Source organism: Halopseudomonas oceani, assembly GCF_963677335.1.
Lineage (GTDB): Bacteria > Pseudomonadota > Gammaproteobacteria > Pseudomonadales > Pseudomonadaceae > Halopseudomonas > Halopseudomonas oceani.
Window position 1 is genome coordinate 1,651,627 of the sequence record NZ_OY781932.1, and the last position, 16,550, is coordinate 1,668,176.

20 protein-coding genes and 1 pseudogene are annotated in these 16,550 nt (G+C 58.7%); 12 read left to right on the top strand and 9 right to left on the bottom strand.

Features of this window, described 5'->3' with window-relative positions; all coding sequences use genetic code 11:
- Window positions 1-16 precede the first annotated feature (16 nt).
- Genes ACKPCU_RS07800 through arsC form a run of 3 tightly spaced genes read right to left on the bottom strand, consistent with a single transcriptional unit; the run spans window position 17 to window position 1,381 of the window.
- The gene (locus ACKPCU_RS07800) at window positions 17-424 is read right to left on the bottom strand and encodes a DUF2069 domain-containing protein (protein WP_104737073.1); all 408 of its coding nucleotides are present in this window, start codon (window positions 422-424) and stop codon (window positions 17-19) included.
- Window positions 417-1,034: an NAD(P)H:quinone oxidoreductase gene (wrbA, locus tag ACKPCU_RS07805; protein WP_104737074.1), complete on the bottom strand. Its 618-nt coding sequence runs from the start codon at window positions 1,032-1,034 to the stop codon at window positions 417-419. Before wrbA ends, ACKPCU_RS07800 begins: the two co-directional genes overlap by 8 nt.
- Complete coding sequence (arsC, locus tag ACKPCU_RS07810) at window positions 1,031-1,381, bottom strand: arsenate reductase (glutaredoxin) (RefSeq protein WP_104737075.1); 351 nt, start codon at window positions 1,379-1,381, stop codon at window positions 1,031-1,033. Before arsC ends, wrbA begins: the two co-directional genes overlap by 4 nt.
- Window positions 1,382-1,537: 156 nt before the next feature.
- Between arsC and ACKPCU_RS07815 the strand changes: the two genes are divergently transcribed.
- Genes ACKPCU_RS07815 through ACKPCU_RS07825 form a run of 3 tightly spaced genes read left to right on the top strand, consistent with a single transcriptional unit; the run spans window position 1,538 to window position 3,532 of the window.
- Window positions 1,538-2,800 (top strand): YihY family inner membrane protein, encoded by a 1,263-nt coding sequence (locus ACKPCU_RS07815; protein WP_321351193.1) that lies wholly within the window; start codon window positions 1,538-1,540, stop codon window positions 2,798-2,800.
- The gene (locus tag ACKPCU_RS07820) at window positions 2,797-3,246 is read left to right on the top strand and encodes a TlpA family protein disulfide reductase (RefSeq protein WP_321351195.1); all 450 of its coding nucleotides are present in this window, start codon (window positions 2,797-2,799) and stop codon (window positions 3,244-3,246) included. The genes ACKPCU_RS07815 and ACKPCU_RS07820 overlap by 4 nt, the downstream gene beginning before the upstream one ends.
- Window positions 3,247-3,259: 13 nt before the next feature.
- Window positions 3,260-3,532, top strand: coding sequence for an acylphosphatase (locus tag ACKPCU_RS07825; RefSeq protein ID WP_321351197.1), 273 nt, complete (start codon window positions 3,260-3,262; stop codon window positions 3,530-3,532).
- An 11-nt stretch (window positions 3,533-3,543) separates the two neighbouring features.
- Here the strand turns inward: ACKPCU_RS07825 and ACKPCU_RS07830 are convergent, their stop codons facing one another.
- The 4 genes and pseudogenes from ACKPCU_RS07830 to ACKPCU_RS07845 all read right to left on the bottom strand — a co-directional run bounded on the left by ACKPCU_RS07830 (window position 3,544) and on the right by ACKPCU_RS07845 (window position 7,962).
- Window positions 3,544-4,119 carry a lytic transglycosylase domain-containing protein gene (locus ACKPCU_RS07830; RefSeq protein ID WP_104737079.1) on the bottom strand — a complete coding sequence of 192 codons (576 nt, stop codon included), beginning with the start codon at window positions 4,117-4,119 and terminating at the stop codon, window positions 3,544-3,546.
- 3 nt (window positions 4,120-4,122) lie between these two features.
- Window positions 4,123-4,344: pseudogene (locus tag ACKPCU_RS07835) on the bottom strand (hypothetical protein); the annotation flags it as partial.
- A gap of 482 nt (window positions 4,345-4,826) precedes the next feature.
- On the bottom strand, window positions 4,827-6,560 hold the full coding sequence (locus ACKPCU_RS07840; protein WP_321351202.1) for a proline--tRNA ligase: 1,734 nt from the start codon (window positions 6,558-6,560) through the stop codon (window positions 4,827-4,829).
- 148 nt (window positions 6,561-6,708) lie between these two features.
- Window positions 6,709-7,962, bottom strand: a complete 1,254-nt coding sequence (locus ACKPCU_RS07845; RefSeq protein ID WP_321351204.1) for an OprD family porin — start codon at window positions 7,960-7,962, stop codon at window positions 6,709-6,711.
- Window positions 7,963-8,231: 269 nt separating this feature from the next.
- On the opposite strand from ACKPCU_RS07845, the gene ACKPCU_RS07850 reads away from it, so the two are divergent.
- Together ACKPCU_RS07850 and ACKPCU_RS07855 are read left to right on the top strand one after the other, a co-directional pair.
- Window positions 8,232-8,663, top strand: a complete 432-nt coding sequence (locus tag ACKPCU_RS07850) for an HIT domain-containing protein (RefSeq protein ID WP_321351206.1) — start codon at window positions 8,232-8,234, stop codon at window positions 8,661-8,663.
- On the top strand, window positions 8,660-8,878 hold the full coding sequence (locus tag ACKPCU_RS07855; protein ID WP_104737084.1) for a SlyX family protein: 219 nt from the start codon (window positions 8,660-8,662) through the stop codon (window positions 8,876-8,878). Before ACKPCU_RS07850 ends, ACKPCU_RS07855 begins: the two co-directional genes overlap by 4 nt.
- An 11-nt stretch (window positions 8,879-8,889) precedes the next feature.
- Here the strand turns inward: ACKPCU_RS07855 and ACKPCU_RS07860 are convergent, their stop codons facing one another.
- Both ACKPCU_RS07860 and ACKPCU_RS07865 read right to left on the bottom strand, forming a co-directional pair.
- The gene (locus tag ACKPCU_RS07860) at window positions 8,890-9,525 is read right to left on the bottom strand and encodes a cold-shock protein (RefSeq protein ID WP_321351208.1); all 636 of its coding nucleotides are present in this window, start codon (window positions 9,523-9,525) and stop codon (window positions 8,890-8,892) included.
- A gap of 148 nt (window positions 9,526-9,673) precedes the next feature.
- Window positions 9,674-10,144, bottom strand: a complete 471-nt coding sequence (locus tag ACKPCU_RS07865) for a Dps family protein (RefSeq protein ID WP_321351210.1) — start codon at window positions 10,142-10,144, stop codon at window positions 9,674-9,676.
- A gap of 252 nt (window positions 10,145-10,396) precedes the next feature.
- Here ACKPCU_RS07865 and aspS point away from each other — a divergent pair, with 252 nt between their 5' ends.
- The 7 genes from aspS to tolQ all read left to right on the top strand — a co-directional run bounded on the left by aspS (window position 10,397) and on the right by tolQ (window position 16,547).
- Entirely contained in the window at window positions 10,397-12,172 is a 1,776-nt protein-coding gene (gene aspS, locus ACKPCU_RS07870; RefSeq protein WP_321351212.1) for an aspartate--tRNA ligase, read from the top strand.
- A 60-nt stretch (window positions 12,173-12,232) separates the two neighbouring features.
- Complete coding sequence (locus tag ACKPCU_RS07875; RefSeq protein ID WP_321351214.1) at window positions 12,233-12,979, top strand: YebC/PmpR family DNA-binding transcriptional regulator; 747 nt, start codon at window positions 12,233-12,235, stop codon at window positions 12,977-12,979.
- A gap of 76 nt (window positions 12,980-13,055) precedes the next feature.
- A complete protein-coding gene (gene ruvC, locus ACKPCU_RS07880; RefSeq protein ID WP_321351216.1) occupies window positions 13,056-13,583 on the top strand; it encodes a crossover junction endodeoxyribonuclease RuvC in 528 nt (175 codons plus the stop codon).
- Window positions 13,584-13,607: 24 nt separating this feature from the next.
- The gene (gene ruvA / locus ACKPCU_RS07885) at window positions 13,608-14,213 is read left to right on the top strand and encodes a Holliday junction branch migration protein RuvA (protein WP_104737088.1); all 606 of its coding nucleotides are present in this window, start codon (window positions 13,608-13,610) and stop codon (window positions 14,211-14,213) included.
- Between the two features lie 47 nt (window positions 14,214-14,260).
- Window positions 14,261-15,322, top strand: a complete 1,062-nt coding sequence (gene ruvB, locus ACKPCU_RS07890) for a Holliday junction branch migration DNA helicase RuvB (protein ID WP_321351220.1) — start codon at window positions 14,261-14,263, stop codon at window positions 15,320-15,322.
- Between the two features lie 60 nt (window positions 15,323-15,382).
- A complete protein-coding gene (gene ybgC / locus ACKPCU_RS07895; protein ID WP_088275538.1) occupies window positions 15,383-15,820 on the top strand; it encodes a tol-pal system-associated acyl-CoA thioesterase in 438 nt (145 codons plus the stop codon).
- Window positions 15,821-15,875: 55 nt separating this feature from the next.
- Complete coding sequence (gene tolQ / locus ACKPCU_RS07900) at window positions 15,876-16,547, top strand: protein TolQ (RefSeq protein ID WP_104737201.1); 672 nt, start codon at window positions 15,876-15,878, stop codon at window positions 16,545-16,547.
- Window positions 16,548-16,550: the final 3 nt, after the last annotated feature.

The window sequence follows — 16,550 nt, forward strand, 5'->3', positions numbered from 1 at the left end:
CTCTGGGTGGCCCCGCTCAGGTTTCTCCCCGCTCTACCCGTTGCGCCTGGAAGCTCCAGCGGATGTAGTAGAGCGCTGCAATGAAATACAGCACGCTGAATCCGGCCATAAACAACCCGTAGCCCAAGCGACCGGGCTGGAAACAGATCAGGACGCCCTGAATGAAATACAGGTTGATGGCAAAGCTGAGCCAGGCGTGAGTCCGCACATGGCCGGTGATGATGCCGGGCAGGAAGATCAGCAGTGGCAGCAGCTGCACGCCGATGATGATGACCGGGTTGGCCCCGTGCAGGTCGGCGATCAGCAGGTTGTAGGCGAGCATGCCGAGCAGCAGTCCAGCGTAACCGGTCAGTGCGACCACGCGACTGATTTGGCAGCGTGGCCGGAGGTAGTCCAGGGACGGTAAGGGTTTCTTCCTAGCCAAGGGCCTGTGCTCCTGCTGCCAGTTGAGCGGTGATGCTGCCGACCCGCTTGCCGAGTGCCCGGCACAGTTGGCTTTCGTGCTGATCCAGTCGACGCTCGCCCTGGCTGCCAGCGTGATGGCTGGCACCATAGGGTGTACCGCCCCCACGGGTCTCGATCAATGCGTTCTCACTATAGGGTAAGCCAACCAGCAGCATGCCGTGGTGCAGCAGCGGCAGCTGCATTGATAACAGCGTGGCTTCCTGCCCGCCGTGCAGGCTGGCGGTCGAGGTGAACACGGCTGCGGGTTTGCCATTCAGGTTGCCGGCGAGCCACAGGCTGCTGGTGCCGTCGATGAAGTGCTTGAGCGGGGCTGCCATGTTGCCGAAACGGGTCGGGCTGCCGAGAATTAGCGCCGAGCAGTGCTTCAGGTCATCGATGCTGCAGTACATCGCGCCGTCTTCCGGCACAGGTGGCAGGCTGGCTGTCGTCTCCGGCGCAACCGGCGGCACGGTGCGGATGCGCGCCTCAATGCCATTCTGCTCGACCCCTTCGGCGATCAGGCGGGCCATCTCGGCGGTGGCGCCATGGCGGCTGTAGTACAGAACCAGAACGTAACCTGGTTGACTCATGCGAACAGCTCCAGAACGCGCTCCGGTGGACGGCCAATCACTGCCTTGCCATCATGGATGACTATCGGGCGCTCGATCAGTTTCGGGTAATCAACCATGGCTTGTACCAACTGCGCTTCGCTCAAATCCGGGTTGGCCAGGTTGAGTTCCTTGTAGGGATCTTCCCCCTTGCGCATGAGCTCGCGCGCGCTGAGGCCCAGGCGTTCGAGCAAATCGACCAGGGTGGCGGCGTCCGGCGGGGTTTCCAGGTAACGAACGATCTCCGGGTTGATGCCCTGTTGCTCGAGTAGCTCGAGTGTCTGACGGGATTTGGAACAACGCGGATTGTGATAGATGGTAGTGGTCATCGGGCAGTGCTCCGTGTGACGGTGGCCTGAAGCAGGGTTGGGGGGTATTCTAAGCGCTAGCGGCCAGTTGAAAAACTACCTGCGTTGCCATCTGCTGGCTGCCTAGCCTACGTTTTGCAACAGGCTACTAAAAGTTAAGGCTGTCAGGGAGATAAGATGCCGCGCCAACTGAATCTGTTTTTGCATTTTGTTCGCTATCTGGGGCGACGCTTTCTCGAAGACAACTGTATAAAGAATGCGGCTGCATTGACCTACACCACGCTGTTCGCTGTAGTGCCGGTAATGACGGTCGCTTACGCCATGCTCGCGGCGATCCCGGCGTTTGATCAGGTGGGTGGTCAGGTCGAGGCGTTCATTTTCAAGAATTTTCTCCCCGCCAGTGGTGAGGCGCTGCAACGCCATCTGAGCGCGTTTTCAACCCAGGCTCGGCAGTTGACTGGCGTTGGTATCGCCCTGCTGATGGTCACTGCGTTGATGATGCTGGTGAATATCGAGAAGGCATTCAATGCAATCTGGCGTATTCGCCAGCCCCGCCGGGGATTATCCAGCTTTTTGCTCTACTGGGCCGTCCTGAGTATCGGGCCGTTGCTGCTTGGCGCCGGCTTTGTTGTCAGTACCTATATCGCTTCCATTTCGCTGTTTCAGCAGGGCGCACTGCTCGGCTCAGTTTGGAACAAGCTGCTGCTGGCGCTGCCCATATTGCTGAGCATTGCCGCTTTTACCCTGATCTTTGTGGCGGTGCCAAATACTCGCGTACCGGTGCGCTATGGCCTGGCTGGTGGCATCTTCGTTGCTTTGCTGTTTGAGGCTGCCAAGGCCTGTTTTGGGGTCTACGTTACTCTTTTCCCAGGTTATCAGTTGATCTACGGCGCCTTTGCCGCCGTGCCGCTGTTCCTTTTGTGGATCTATGTCAGTTGGCTGATCATCCTGCTTGGCGCTGAGCTGGTTAGCAATATGGGTAATGGGCACGCCTGGCGTCGTCCCGAGTATCCTTGGATGATCAATTTGCTGGCGTTGCTGAGGGTGTTTCTGTCTGCCCAGCAACGTGGTGAACAGGTTGATCTGGCACGGGTAAATGCCGCTGGCTGGTCGATGCATGAGGAGCTCTGGCTGCAGTTGACCGACTGGCTGGAAAGTGAGCAGGTGGTAACGCGCACCCAGAATGGCTGCTATGTGTTGTGCCGCGATCTGGATGAAATGGAGCTGAGCCGGTTGCTCGAGCGTATGCCGGTGCCGATGGTGGCCCATGAGGCCTTGCCCGCAGCACTTCCCGCCGGGGAGGACTGGTATCCAGCCTTCAGCGAGGCACTGGCCGAAGCGGACGAGGCGCGGCGCACTCACCTGCGGGGTACCGTGAAACAATGGCTGTTGGGCGGCTCGTTCTCCGCTGCCGAACAGACCATTAAGGAGGGCGTATGAGGTTGCTCGGGCGAATCACGCTGCTGCTCGGGGGGCTGTTGCTCGGTGCCTGCGATGGTACTGATGTGTGGCTGGATCATAACGGCAATGCGGTTGCGCGTGAGCAGCTGCAGGGGCAGCGGGTGTTGGTCAACTTCTGGGCTGAGTGGTGTGGCCCCTGCCGCGACGAGTTGCCGGAATTGAATCGGTTGGCGGCTGAGCTGCCGACCGGACGCGTGGTCGGTGTCGATTACGACGGCGCTGCTGGTGAGCAGCTCAAGGCAACTGCGGAGCGGATGGATATTCGGTTCCCGGTACTGGGGGCGGAGTTTGTCAGCGCCTTTGGGCTGCCGCGCCCGCAGGTATTGCCCACCACCTATTTGCTTGATGGTGACGGGCGAATACTTGAGACCCTGCAGGGGCCGCAGCATTACGATGAGCTGAAACAGTTGATGACGACCGAATAGGCTGGGGGCGTTGATGAGTGATATTTGCGTGCAGGGAAGGGTGGTCGGAAAGGTGCAAGGTGTTGGTTTTCGGCAGGCGACGGTTCGTGAGGCCTCGCGGCTGGGGATCAACGGCTGGGTACGAAACCAGGCTGATGGCAGCGTGGCATTGCTGCTGTGTGGCTCGGAGGATGCACTCGAGGCGATGAGTGGTTGGCTGCAGCGCGGCCCAGCACAGGCAAAGGTTGAGAGTGTCGAGCTGGAAGCCTGTGTCTGGCAGGATATCGCCGGCTTTGTTCAGCTGTGACGGGCGCTTGATCAGTCCTTGACGTACCAGTAGCTGTACCAGTAGTCCAGCACGCGGTCAGGGTAGCGGTTGCTGCCGAGGCTGCCGTTGTAGCGCGCCAGCGCCCGGCGCAGATTGCCGTTTTCCTTGTCCAGATAGAACTTGAGAATGGTGCAGCCGTATTGCAGATTGGTCGCCAGGTCGATCAGGTTATCGTCTGGCCGACCAATCTCATTCTTCCAGAACGGCATGATCTGCATCACGCCCTGAGCGCCAACCGATGACAGCGCGTAGGGGTCGAACAGGCTTTCTGCGTGCATCACCGCAATGACCAGATCGGGCTTGAGCTTTGCGCGGGTGGCTGCCTGATGCGCCAGGCGCAGCAATCTCAGTCGAGCCTGCTCATCGGGTATGAACGGCGCCATCCGGGTCGACATGTCGAGCAGCCAGACTTCGGCATCGAAGCGATCATGAAAGCTGTCTGCGCTGGCGATGGTACGCATCAACTCGGCGCGCAACTCCGGGTCAACCGGCGGGCTGGCCGTGGTTGCGTGGCTGGCAGCACTGATCACCAGTAACAGGAGAAACAGCACCGTCCCTGGGCGCATGGTTCAGTCCTGTGCTTGGTTGCTTTGGTCGAGGGCGTGGATAAAGTCGCCCTGCAGGTGTGGGTCCCCTGTGGTCAACAGGATAAGCATATTCTCCAGTTGACTGGCCTCTTCCTTGAGTCCGAGCTCGCCCAGGCGGTGGATCCGCTGGACCCACTGGTCGACGTCATCTTCTTCAAGGTTGTCGTAAATCAGCTCGGAGGCCTCGTGCAGCACCGCGCGCAGCTCACGGTCGACCAGTAGTATTGCCTCAGCGTGTACTTCGGCGCTGTTGCGGGCTTCAAGTTCGATAGTGCGAAGCTGCTCGAAATCGACCGGCACGATATCTTCGTCGAGCAGGTTCAGGCGGAAATGCCCTTCGCTGTCGGTTTCACGTTGCACGCTCAGTTCGCCAAGCTGGATATCGATCACGTGATTCGCCCAGGGCAGGGTCTGGTACTGCCGATGCTGGTCGAGCAGGTTGCCACTGGCGTCGTACTGGCTAACCCGGAACAGTCGATTTTCACTGACGCGAATGCTGCGGTGCGGGGTATCGAGTACCCGCGGCTCGCCGGTTTCGATGTGCAAGGTGTGGCTGAGCAGTTCGCGTTCGATGTGGCCGGACGCGGCCTCCTGCTGTTGGGTTACGCTGCAGGCCTGGAGTGTGGCCAGCACGGCGCTGGCCCACAACAGGTGGCTGCCCGTGCGGGCATCAAGTCGGCGCGGCATCATTTCCCCTGAATGCGCTCCAGCAGGTAAGGCAGCATCTGGTCGCTAGCGACGCTGATTGCATCCTGATCGCGGCGGTACTTGTATTCCAGCTGGCCTTCGGCCAGACCGCGGTCGCTGATGACGACGCGGTGAGGAATGCCGATCAGGTCCATGTCAGCGAACTTCACGCCGGGGCTGGTCTTCTTGTCGCGGTCATCGAGCAGTACCTCGACGCCAGCGGCTTGCAGGCCTTCATACAGCGCCATGGTCGCTTGTTGAACCGCTTCAGAGCTTTCCATCTTCATCGGGATCAGGGCAACCTGGAACGGCGCCAGAGCGTCCGGCCAGAGAATGCCACGGTCGTCGTAGTTCTGCTCAATGGCTGCGGCGACGACGCGGGAAACGCCAATGCCGTAGCAGCCCATGATCAGGGTTTGGGCCTTACCCTGCTCGTTGAGTACGCTGCAGTTCATCGCCTGGCTGTACTTTTGGCCGAGCTGGAAGATGTGGCCGACCTCGATCCCGCGCTTGATAACCAGCGTACCGTTGCCGTCCGGGCTGATATCGCCCTCGACGACGTTGCGCAGGTCGGCTACGCGGGTGTACTGCGCGTCGCGCTCCCAGTTCACGCCGGTGTAGTGCTTGCCGTCGACATTGGCGCCGCAGACGAAGTCCGCCAGATGAGCGGCGCTGTGGTCGGCAATGACGGTGATCGGCAGCTTGACCGGGCCAATGGAGCCGGGCTTGCAGCCGATGGTGGAGACAATCTGGGCTTCGCTGGCAAATGTCAGCGGCGCGTGGACTTCGGGCAGGTGTTCTGCCTTGATTTCATTCAGCTCATGATCGCCACGCAGCACTAGGGCAACCAGCGGCTGGGGTTTGCCTTCTTCTTCCGCGCCAAGCACGATCAGGGTCTTGACCGACTGCTCGGCCGGCACCTTGAGGAATTCGCTGACGGCTGCAATGGTGAGCTGGTCAGGCGTGTCGACCAGCGTCATTGGCTGACTGGTGGCTGGGCGGTCGCCCTGCGGCAGCTGAGCGGTGGCCTTTTCCATGTTGGCGGCGTAGCTGCCGGTGTCGGAGAAGATGATGGCGTCTTCGCCGGAATCGGCCAGGACGTGGAATTCGTGGGAGCCTTCACCGCCGATAGAGCCGTTATCGGCGACTACCGGGCGGAATTCCAGACCCAGGCGGCTGAAGATGTTGCAGTAGGCCTGGTACATGCCATCGTAGGTCTGCTGCAGCGACTCCTGGGTCAGGTGGAAGGAGTAGGCATCCTTCATAAGGAATTCACGGCCACGCATCAGGCCAAAACGCGGGCGAATTTCGTCACGGAATTTGGTTTGGATCTGGTACATGTTGATCGGCAGCTGCTTGTAGCTGGTGATCTCGTTACGGGCCAGATCAGTGATCACTTCTTCGTGGGTCGGGCCAACACAGAAGTCTCGGTCGTGGCGGTCTTTCAGGCGCAGCAGCTCGGGGCCGTATTGCTCCCAGCGACCGGATTCCTGCCACAGCTCGGCGGGTTGAATGGCTGGCATCAGTACTTCCAGTGCGCCGGCTTTGTCCATCTCGTCCCGCACAACGGCTTCCACCTTGCGCAGAACGCGAAGGCCCATCGGCAGCCAGGTGTAGAGGCCGGAGGCGATTTTGCGAATCATGCCTGCACGCAGCATCAACTGGTGGCTGATGACGGTAGCGTCGGAGGGCGTCTCCTTGAGAGTGGCAATCAGATACTGGCTGGTACGCATGGGGAAGCGGATCCTGATGTAACGGGCAATTGGGGCGGTATTGTACGATTGTGCCGGTGAACCGTACAGTCCGTGCAGCGGGTGTCTGATCAGAGGGGTAGAAACAGAAAACCCGGCCGAAGCCGGGTTTTCCTCAATACCTGGAAGCTTACAGCAGAGTCCAGGTGTAACCGACGATCAGGCGGTTCTCGTCAACGTCGCCGTTGTCGATAGCCGCGTCCTGACGGACGGTAGCGTTACGCCAGCGCACGTTCAGACCTTCCAGCAGGCCGTTCTGAACGGTGTAGCGCAGTTCGCTGTCACGCTCCCAGCGAGAATCGCGGGTGCCGCCAGCAACGGCGTTGTCGATGTCGGTGCCGTGGATGTAACGGGTCATGAAGCTCAGGCCCGGAATGCCCATGCCAGCGAAGTCGTAGTCATAGCGAGCTTGGTAGGACTTTTCATCCTTGGCGTTGAAATCCAGGTACTGAACCGAGTTGGCCAGGAAGATTTCACCGTCACTGTAGTTGTAGCCAGTGTCACCGCGCATTTGCTGATAAGCAACACCAAAGGCGTGGTTGCCGGTGTTCAGGGTAACGGCAATGGAGCCGGCCTGGTTGTCCCACTCGGCGCCATCGTTGGAGTCAGAGTCGCTGGTATCGTAGTAGGCAATATTGGTGTTCAGGCTGGTGCCTTCGCTCAGCGGAACGGTCCAGTCAAGGCCGGCGAAGCCGCGCTTGAATGAATCTTCGCTCTTGGCGCCGTACAGCGAAACGCTGACGTTGTCGTTGAACGAGTAGGAGCCGCCAGCGTAGGTCAGGTCTTCGTTGTCTGCCTGAACGCCGTCAGTTTCGTTTGACGTGGCCATTTCACCGCGGTCAGTCAGACGACCGGCTTCAACAAACAGGCCTTCAATGGAGCTGTTGGTGATGCTGTAACCTTCGTAGTGGTTCGGCAGCAGGCGGGAATCGTCATAGGCGACAACCGGGTTTTCCGGCATATGAACGCCGTAACGCAAAACGGTGTCATCCAGAATGGCCATTTTCACGGCGCCGCGGATTTCCGAGTATTCGTCCTTGGCCTTACCGTTGTTGTCGGTAGGCAGGAGGCCAGTGTTGACACGGCCACGGCCGCTATCCAGCTTGATACCTTCCATTGCAATAACATCAGCACCGAAACCGATCGGGCCTTGGGTAAAGCCGGACTCGAAGTTCAGCAGGAAGCTGGTAGCTGTTTCTTCTCGTTTGCTTTGGCCGGGAGTGCTATCGCGGAAATCGCGGTTGAAGTAAACAGTGCGGTTGTACAGGGTGGCGGAAGCGCCTTCGACGAAGCCTTCGCCCTCTGCCATTGCGTGGCTAGCCAGCAGGCCATTACCAGCGGCGACTGCCAGTGCCAGCGAACTCCATTTAACTGCGTTCTTCATTGGTGTGCTCCTTTGATATAAAGAAAACCTGTAGGCTCTTTGGCCTGGTCTCTTGTTTTCGCCCTATATTTAAGCACCGATGTGCCGAGCGCGAAAGCAAGTGCCTTAAAAAACAGCATTTTGTCGGGGACTGTTTATAGAATATTGCGCCGTAAATGGCGATACCCGGTGTGCATTTTTTTATACGCATTGTGCGGCTATACCGGAAATAAGGCGCTGTTTGTCTGCTTGTGAGACTATTTTTATTTTTACTGCTGAGGTTTATCTGAATGTTTGAACTGCACGCGCAGCTGCAAGCGGACTGTTTTGTCGTTGGCGACTTTACACTTAGCCAAGTTCTACTGTTGAACGACAGTCAATATCCCTGGTTCGTTCTGGTCCCGCGTCGAGCCGATATGCGTGAGGTTTTTCAGCTGTCCGATGATGATCGGGCCCAGTTTCATCGCGAATCGGATTGTCTCGCTGGTCTGCTGTCTACAGCGTTTTCGGCGGACAAGATGAATGTGGCAGCTTTGGGGAATATGGTGCCGCAGTTGCACGTTCATCATATTGCGCGTTATCGCACCGATGCCGCCTGGCCGGCGCCAGTGTGGGGCAAGGTTCCGGCTGTGCCTTATGAAGCGAAGGCATTGGAGCAGATGCTGGTCAAGGTGCGGACGTTGCTTAACGGTCAACAGGGTTTTGTGGAGAGTAGTAAATGAGCCATGACCAGTTGGTTCGGCGAATCGATGAGTTGGAGATGCGTCTGGCGTTCCAGGATGACACTATCCAGGCGTTGAACGATGCGCTGTCGGTCCAGCAGATTGAGCTTGATCGGCTACGGCGTTCGCTTGAACTGGTGGCCAAGCGGCAGGCTGATTTGGCTACGCAGATCCCGGGAGAGGCAGGGGAGGAGCCGCCGCCTCCCCATTACTGAGGTTCCAGTTTTTAGCGTTTGCGATTGTTGAGGATGGCTACATCCTCAGCCTGCAGGCCCTTGTCTCGATTGGCAACCTGATAAGACACACGCTGCCCCTCCTGCAGGGCGCGATGACCTTCGCCCTGAATCGAGCGGAAGTGGACGAACACGTCGCCGCCGTTATCCCGCGTGATAAAGCCAAAGCCTTTGCTGGTGTTGAACCACTTTACTGTGCCGGTTTCACGCGCGTCGTCTTTGGCCGGTGCGGGCTTACGAGCAGGTTTGGCCGGACGCGGTGCGCGAGCGATGCTGCTCAACTCCTGTTTCAGTACGATAAGGGTATGCAGGCAGACACCGGTGATGGCTGCGCTGAGTGCCCAAATGCTCCACGCGGCAAACAGGGGGCTAATCAGCAGTGCGCTGAAAGGTACGCAGGCAGCAATGATCAGCAGGGCTGAGCCGAGCAGTGCTATACCTCCTGCGAGGCCGGTTTCTGCTGTGCGCTGTTGAGCGAACTGTTGCAGGTTGATCAGGCCGCAGAAAATAGCCAGCAGGCCGGGGTAGTTGATTGGGGCTGATTGGGTCAGGAATGGAGCGCTGGCAAACAGGCCGGCCAGCAGGGCGGCAGCACCGATGGAAAGGTGCAGATAACGAAGGGTCTTCAAAAGGCTCACCGTGATTAGAGTGCTGTGTTGGTCTTATGGTTGTGATGATTGATGCAGCTCGCAATGAGAGCTGCCGAGGCACTCTAACCTGAAAACGCTCGGCCTCCAAACGGAGGCCGAGCGTTGTGTGATCTGAAGCGGTGGTGGATTAGCTTTCGAGCAGGCTGCGCAGCATCCAGGCTGTTTTTTCGTGGATTTGCATGCGCTGTGTCAGCATGTCGGCGGTTGGTTCGTCGTGAGCTTCATCGCAGACCGGGAAAACGCTGCGGGCGGTGCGTACGCAGGCTTCATGACCCTCCACCAGCAGGCGGATCATGTCTTTTGCCTCAGGCACGCCTTCTTCTTCCTTAATGCTGCTTAGTTCGACGAACTGTCGGTAGGTGCCGGGGGCCGGGAAGCCAAGCGTGCGGATGCGTTCGGCGATGTCGTCAACGGCTAGCGCAAGCTCGTTGTAGTGCGTTTCAAACATCAGGTGCAGGGTCTGGAACATCGGGCCTTTTACGTTCCAGTGAAAGTTGTGGGTCTTCAGGTACAGCGTGTAGGTATCCGCCAGCAGGCGGGACAGGCCCTCAGCAATTTGAGCGCGATCATTTTCAGTGATGCCGATATCGATTTTCATCATGGCTCCTTGCTTGAATCAGAGTGTTCGTGCCGTGTTTAAGACTATTCTTGCATAGCTATTATGGCTCGCCTTTTACTCCGATACCCGGATGGTGCGATAGGTTCCCGAGGATTGCATGAACAGAGGAGCAGGCTCCCTTGTAAGGCAAGTTTCCGGTATAGTATGGCGTTTTATCTGGGCGTCATCCGCGTCTATCCGCGCACTGCGTCCCATCGCACCGAATTTGCAGACCACAGGAAGCACCACACCATGATGCGTAGCCACTATTGCGGCCAGCTGAACGAATCGCTGGCGGATCAGGAAGTAACTCTTTGCGGCTGGGTTCACCGTCGCCGTGACCATGGTGGGGTCATCTTCCTTGATATCCGTGATCGCGACGGTCTTGCCCAGGTGGTGTTTGATCCGGACCGTGCCGACACTTTCGCCAAGGCTGACCGTGCGCGTAGCGAGTATGTGGTCAAGGTGACCGGCAAGGTCCGCCTGCGTCCTGAAGGCGCGCGCAACCCTAACATGGCGTCCGGTGCCATCGAGGTGCTGGGTTACGAGCTGGAGGTTCTGAACGAGGCTGAGACGCCGCCGTTCCCGCTCAATGAATACACTGATGTGGGTGAGGAAACCCGTCTGCGCTATCGTTTTATCGATCTGCGTCGTCCGGAAATGGCCGAGAAGCTGAAGCTGCGTTCGCGCATCACCTCCAGCATCCGCCGTTACCTGGATGACAACGGTTTCCTCGATGTAGAAACCCCAATCCTGACCCGTGCCACACCTGAAGGGGCGCGCGACTATCTGGTGCCGAGCCGCACCCATGCCGGCAGCTTCTTCGCGCTGCCGCAGTCGCCGCAGCTGTTCAAGCAGCTACTGATGGTTGCCGGGTTCGACCGTTACTACCAGATCGCCAAGTGCTTCCGCGACGAAGATCTGCGTGCAGACCGTCAGCCAGAATTCACCCAGATCGACATCGAGGCCAGCTTCCTCGATGAAAAAGACATCATGGATATTACCGAGACCATGGTGCGCAACCTGTTCAAGGAAGTGCTGGACGTCGAGTTCGGCGAGCTGCCGCACATGTCGCTGGCCGAAGCCATGCGCCGTTTCGGCTCCGACAAGCCCGACCTGCGTATCCCGCTGGAGCTGGTGGACGTTGAAGATCAGCTCAAGGATGTTGAGTTCAAGGTGTTTGCAGGTCCGGCCAATGATCCCAAGTGCCGCGTAACCGCACTGCGCGTTCCGGGCGGTGCGAGCATGCCGCGCAAGCAGATCGATGACTACACCAAGTTCGTCGGCATCTATGGTGCCAAGGGCCTGGCGTACATCAAGGTCAACGAGCGCGCAGCAGGTGTAGAAGGCTTGCAGTCGCCGATCGTCAAGAACATCCCGCTGGACAACATCAATGTGATTCTGGATCGTGTTGGCGCGGTTGATGGTGACATCGTGTTCTTCGGTGCTGACAAGGCGCATATCGTGTCTGAAGCACTAGGTGCGCTGCGTATCAAGCTCGGTCATGACCTCAACCTGTTCACCTGCGAGTGGGCGCCGCTGTGGGTTGTCGACTTCCCGATGTTCGAAGAGAACGACGACGGCAGCCTGACCGCGATGCACCACCCGTTCACAGCACCTAAGTGCACCCCGGCTGAGTTGGAGGCCAATCCGGCCGCCGCGCTGTCGCGCGCCTACGACATGGTGCTTAACGGCACCGAGCTGGGTGGCGGCTCCATCCGTATTCACGACAAGACTATGCAGCAGACGGTGTTCCGCGTGCTGGGTATCAGTGAGGATGAGCAGCAGGAGAAGTTCGGCTTCCTGCTGGATGCGCTGAAGTACGGTGCGCCACCGCACGGTGGTCTGGCGTTTGGTCTGGATCGTCTGGTCATGCTGATGACCGGTGCGCAGTCGATTCGTGAAGTCATTGCCTTCCCGAAAACCCAGAGTGCTGCCTGTGTCATGACCCAGGCGCCGGGTGAGGTGGATAACAAGTCGCTGCGCGAATTGCATATCCGTCTGCGGGAACAGCCCAAGGCTGAGTAAGTCCTTCGTCCCCGTCATGCCGCTGGTTTGGCGGGGATTCTGCTATCTGGAGTTGGTTTTATGGCCGGTCATTCCAAATGGGCCAATATCAAGCATCGCAAGGCGGCTCAGGACGCCAGGCGTGGCAAGATCTTTACCAAGCTGATTCGTGAGCTGACGGTATCCGCCAAGGTTGGTGGCGGTAACCCGGCTGACAACCCGCGTCTGCGCGCGGCGGTCGACAAGGCGCTTGGCGCCAACATGACGCGCGACACCATTGATCGCGCCATTGCCCGTGGTGCCGGCAGCAACGATGCCGACAGCATGGAAGAGCTGACCTATGAAGGTTATGGTGCTGGTGGTGTAGCGGTGCTGGTCGAAGCGATGACCGATAACCGCAACCGTACTGTCAGTGAAGTGCGTCATGCGTTTAGCAAGTGCGGCGGCAATCTGGGTACCGATGGCTCTGTTGCCTATCTGTTCACCCGGCGCGGGCAGTTGGCCTTTGCCGCTGATGCGGATGAAGAGTCGCTGATGGAAGCGGCGCTGGAGTCGGGCGCGGAAGATTTTGTCACAAACGATGACGGCTCCTTTGACGTGTTCACCAGTTTCGAGGAGTTTGGTGCGGTGCGCGATGCCCTCGAGGCGGCAGGGTTTTCCCCGGAATCTGCCGAGGTCACCATGGTGCCGTCGACGCAGGCCGAGCTGGATCTGGATACGGCGCAAAAGGTCGTCAGGCTGATCGACATGCTGGAGGATCTGGACGACGTACAGAATGTCTATTCCAATGCATCGATCTCCGATGACATCATGGAACAGCTAGGTTGAGCCGACGCACACTGATGCAGTTAAGGGAGGCGCGGGCCTCCCTTTTTTCTATGGCCCGTATGCTGGCGGATAATGCATGGCGCTGATACTGGGGATTGACCCCGGCTCCCGAATAACCGGTTTTGGTATTGTCCGTCATGCGGCGGGCCGTCAGGAGTATGTGACGTCCGGGTGCATTCGGGCAGGTGACGGCGCATTTCCGGAGCGGCTGCAGAAGATTTTTCATTATCTGTCCGAACTGATTGTGCAATACCAGCCGGATGTGGTCAGCATCGAGCAGGTGTTTATGGCGCGCAACCCCGATTCCGCGCTGAAACTGGGGCAGGCGCGTGGCGCGGCTATCGTGGCGGCGGTCAATGCCGGACTGATCGTTCACGAGTACAGTGCCCGTCAGGTCAAGCAGGCGGTAGTCGGCACCGGGGCGGCTGACAAGAAGCAGGTACAGCACATGGTGACTCAGCTGCTGGGGCTGGGTGGCACGCCCCAGGCCGATGCTGCCGATGCTCTGGCGATTGCGTTGTGTCATGCCCACATGAGCGGTGTGCAGCAGCAGCTTGGCAATGCAGCGTTGGCGATGCGCGCAGGTCGCGTGCGCCGTCGTTGATCTGAATTTCAGGGAGTAGGTCCGGTGATAGGACGTTTGAGCGGTATTTTGCTGGAAAAACAGCCCCCACATATTTTGCTGGACGTGCAGGGCGTCGGGTACGAGCTGGACGCGCCGATGAGTACCTTCTATCAGTTGCCATCGCTTGGCGAGAAGGTAACCCTGCATACCCATATGGTCGTGCGTGAAGATGCGCAGCTGCTGTATGCCTTCGCTGACAAGCGCAGTCGAGAGCTGTTTCGCGAGCTGATCCGGCTGAACGGGGTCGGTCCGAAGCTGGCACTGGCGCTGATGTCGGGCATGGATGTCGATGAGCTGGTGATGGCTGTGCAGCATCAGGATGTCAGTGCCCTGGTGAAGATTCCGGGTGTTGGCAAGAAGACTGCGGAGCGACTGTTGATCGAGTTGCGCGACCGGTTCAAGGCGTGGGACGCGTTGCCGGGCGCCGTGTCGTTGGCAGCTCCGTCTGGGGTCACCAGTGCGCCGATCAAACCGAGCGTCGATGCGGTCAGCGCGCTGATCGCTCTGGGTTACAAGCCGCAAGAAGCGAGCAAGGCCGTTGCGGCGGTGGAAGAAGACGGCCTCAGTAGCGAAGAGTTGATTCGTCGTGCGCTCAAGGGCATGGTGTAGCGCATACCTGTGCCGGGAAGCATTGCTCCCTTTTTGATGGATAACACATGCTGGAAGAAGATCGCCTGATCGCGGCAACGCCCAGGCAGCAGGAAGAAGTTATTGACCGGGCAATCCGTCCGCTGAAGCTGGCTGAGTATATTGGTCAGCCAACCGTGCGTGAGCAGATGGAGCTGTTCATCAAAGCGGCCAAAGGGCGAGGGGAAGCGCTGGATCATGTGCTGATTTTCGGGCCGCCCGGTCTCGGTAAGACCACGCTCGCTAACATCATTGCGCAGGAAATGGGTGCCAAGATCAAGAGCACTTCGGGCCCGGTGCTGGAGCGTGCCGGTGATCTTGCCGCGTTGCTGACCAATCTTGAGGCCGGCGATGTACTGTTTGTTGACGAGATTCACCGCCTGTCGCCGGTTGTTGAAGAGATTCTCTACCCCGCGATGGAAGATTATCAGCTCGATATCATGATCGGCGAGGGCCCGGCTGCCCGCTCGATCAAGCTGGACCTGCCGCCCTTTACCCTGGTCGGCGCCACCACCCGCGCCGGTATGCTGACCAATCCATTGCGCGACCGCTTTGGTATTGTTCAGCGGCTTGAGTTCTACTCGGTTACTGATTTGGCCACCATCGTGGCGCGCTCTGCGGCGATCCTTGGTCTACAGATGGACGATGGCGGCGCGCGTGAAATTGCCCGCCGCTCCCGTGGGACGCCGCGAATTGCCAACCGTCTGTTGCGCCGTGTACGTGATTTTGCCGAAGTACGCGAAGCCGGCATCATCAGTAAAGCGGTGGCGGATCAGGCGCTGAACTTGCTGGATGTGGATGAGCAGGGTTTTGATCACATGGACCGCCGTTTGCTGTTGACCATGATCGACAAGTTCGATGGGGGGCCGGTCGGGCTGGACAACCTGTCGGCGTCCATCGGCGAGGAACGGCATACCATCGAAGACGTGCTGGAACCCTACCTGATTCAGCAGGGCTTCATTATGCGTACGCCACGCGGTCGAGTGGTGACGCGCCACGCGTACCAACACTTTGGACTCAGGTTGCCCTCGCGGATGGTTTCACCGGCGGCAGACCTGTTCGATGATCCGGCAGCGCCGGATTCACCCTGAAAAATATTTTGCATTTAGCGAGGACACCCACTATGCAAAATCATTGCTTGGCTCTACATTATGCGCGTTGAACGTTCTGGGCCGCCGTTCGAGCTGAAAGCCCGCGTCTACTTTGAAGATACCGATGCCGGTGGCATCGTCTACTACGTCAATTACCTGAAGTTTATGGAGCGTGCGCGGACGGAGCTGGTCCGTACTCTGGGCTTTGATCAAAGCGCTCTGCAGAGAGAAAACGTCATTTTTGTTGTGCACTCTGTCACGGCACGTTATCACGCGCCCGCACGATTGGATGATGAACTTGTCGTAACTGCGACTGTCTTGGAAACCAAGCGAGCAAGTATTCGCTTCCGCCAGAGCGTGACTCGGGCGGGAGAGTTGTTGTGTGAAGGAGAGGTGCTGGTCGCCTGCGTCAGTGCCGACCGCTATCGCCCGAGAGCGATTCCCGAAGCTATGCGTACGGCGTTCGAGAATACCGCGCGGGCCGAGATCAATGGGTAATGAGTCAAGAATTCGATGGACAAGCGAGGAGTAGCTGAGCGTGCAGGCTGACCAAATGTCGATATGGCACCTGGTGTCCGGCGCCAGTGTACTGGTGCAACTGGTAATGCTGACGCTGCTGGCAGCGTCGGTAACGTCGTGGGTGATGATTTTCCAGCGTGGCAGCGTAATGCGCTCTGCCAAAAACGCGCTGGATGATTTTGAGGACCGTTTCTGGTCTGGTGTCGACCTGTCGCAATTGTATCGACAGGTTACCGGATCGCCGGATGAAAACTCCGGCCTTGAGCAGATATTCCGTGCCGGCTTCAAGGAATTTTCGCGCATGCGTCAGCAGGCTGGCGTCGACCCGGACGCGATAATGGATGCCGTGCAGCGCTCGATGCGTGTCGCTATTTCCCGTGAAGAGGAAAAGCTGGACCTGCATCTGCCGTTTTTGGCGACCGTTGGCTCGACCAGTCCCTACATCGGTCTATTCGGTACCGTCTGGGGGATCATGAACTCCTTCCGCGGTCTGGCAACCGTACAGCAGGCAACCTTGGCAACGGTCGCGCCGGGCATCGCAGAAGCGCTGGTGGCAACGGCCATTGGCTTGTTTGCTGCTATCCCGGCAGTGGTCGCATACAACCGTTTTTCTGCCCGTTCAGAAATGCTGATCGGCCGCTACTACACCTTTGCAGAAGAGTTCTCCAGCATTCTGCACCGCCGCGTTCACGCACGCGAGGAGTAAGCG